The following is a 1,607-nucleotide window of genomic DNA, read 5'->3' as shown; positions in this document are numbered from 1 at the left end:
TGTCGAGATGATTAACCAAATGGCAGATCTTTGCGAGCCGCATGGTATTTCCCTTGCTCTGGAGTTTATCGGCTCCGGTGCATTTACCATCAATCGCTTTGAAACAGCCTATGACATCGTGCAAACCATCAACCGCGACAGCGTGGGTATTGCTATTGATCTGTACCACTTCCATGCAATGGCTTCCAATGTCGAAGACGTTGCCAAGTGCAACGGCAAGAAAATTATCAATCTGCATCTGAATGATATTGAGGATCTGCCGGCAGGTGCTCCGTATAACACAGATGCCAAGCGTCTGTGGCCGGGTGATGGCTGCATTGACAAGAAGGCTCTGACCGACGCATTGAAAACGTGCGGTTTTGATACAGAAGCCATTCCGGCAGCTGTTGAAGTATTCCGTCCGGAATATTATGAGCTGACTGTTGACGAAAATGTCAAGACAGCGTATGAAAAGACAAAGGCATTTGTTGATACCTATTTGTCCTAAAAAACAGTCGATCCCGCGGCTGTGTCATCACTTTGCCGCGGGATCGGTTCAGAAGAGAGTTTAAAAAGTAAAGAGTAGAGAGAAACTCTTCGGTCGATGAGGAGGAAAAAATGAGAAATTTAGATCCGCGTGCCGTGCCGCAAGTAGATCGTCCTATATCCGAAAAGCGCTTGTCTAGTGTTGGCAACTTCTTTGGATTGTACGGCGGCGAGCACATCGCTGCAACAGAATTCGTTATCGGTGCAACACTTGTTACTTGGGGTTGCTCCGCGCTGACCATTATTCTTGGTCTGATTATCGGCAACCTGCTTGCCATGTTGTCATTCACTGTATTTACAGCAACGATGGGTACATCTACCCGCCTGACGCTGTACAGTTACTTAAAGAAAATTCTCGGCCCGTATGCACAGAAATTCTATAATTTAGTATGGACCTTGTGTTCTGTCGTACTCGCCGCTTCTGGCGTTTGCGTATCTGCAACAGCGATTCGTGAAGTTATCGGCATTCCGATCCAGCACGAATGGTATCCAACCAGCCTTGGCTTTATCGCCATCGTTGTCATTCTCGGCATCGTTGTTACGCTCATTGCAGCCAACGGCTTTGAAGCCTGCGCAAAGTTTGCAAGCACCTGTGTTCCTTGGATGATTTGTATTTTCTTTGTCGGCGGCCTTATTGCTCTTCCGCAGTTGGCAGCTGCTACCGGTGTAGAGATTCACTCTCTCGGTGACGTTTGGGCAATTTTTAACAGCAATGTCGGCAGCGGCAGCGGAAATCCGAATGCAGAGCCGTACACCATTTTCCATGTTGCCTGCTTCGCTTGGCTGTGTAACTTGGCATGGCATGTTGGTCTGAACGACATGGGTCTGTTCCGTTTTGCTAAGAATTATAAGTATGGTTTTATTACCGCTATCGGTATGTTCATCGGTCATTTCTTCGCATGGGTTATGGTAGCAATCATGGGCGCCGCTGCATCTGCTATTCTGCGTCTGTCTCTGACTACGCTGGACTCCGGCGCAGTGACCAACACCGTATTAGGTCTCGCTGGTATTTGTGCCGTTGTGATTGCCGGTTGGACAACCGCAAATCCAACCATTTATCGCTGCTCTCTTTCCCTGAATAC

The 1,607-nt window shown here is 48.1% G+C and carries 2 protein-coding genes; both read left to right on the top strand.

The window, feature by feature from the left end; genetic code table 11:
• The coding region (locus ACR0P9_RS12275) for a sugar phosphate isomerase/epimerase family protein (RefSeq protein WP_432620553.1) at positions 1-487 on the top strand (487 nt) is incomplete at its 5' end.
• A gap of 110 nt (positions 488-597) precedes the next feature.
• On the top strand, positions 598-1,607 hold a 1,010-nt coding region (locus ACR0P9_RS12270), incomplete at its 3' end, for a hypothetical protein (RefSeq protein ID WP_432620551.1).

The organism is Butyricicoccus sp. (genome assembly GCF_050872565.1).
Lineage (GTDB): Bacteria > Bacillota > Clostridia > Oscillospirales > Butyricicoccaceae > Butyricicoccus_A.
The sequence above is the reverse complement of the archived record's forward strand: the minus strand, read 5'-3'. Positions and strand labels throughout refer to the sequence as shown.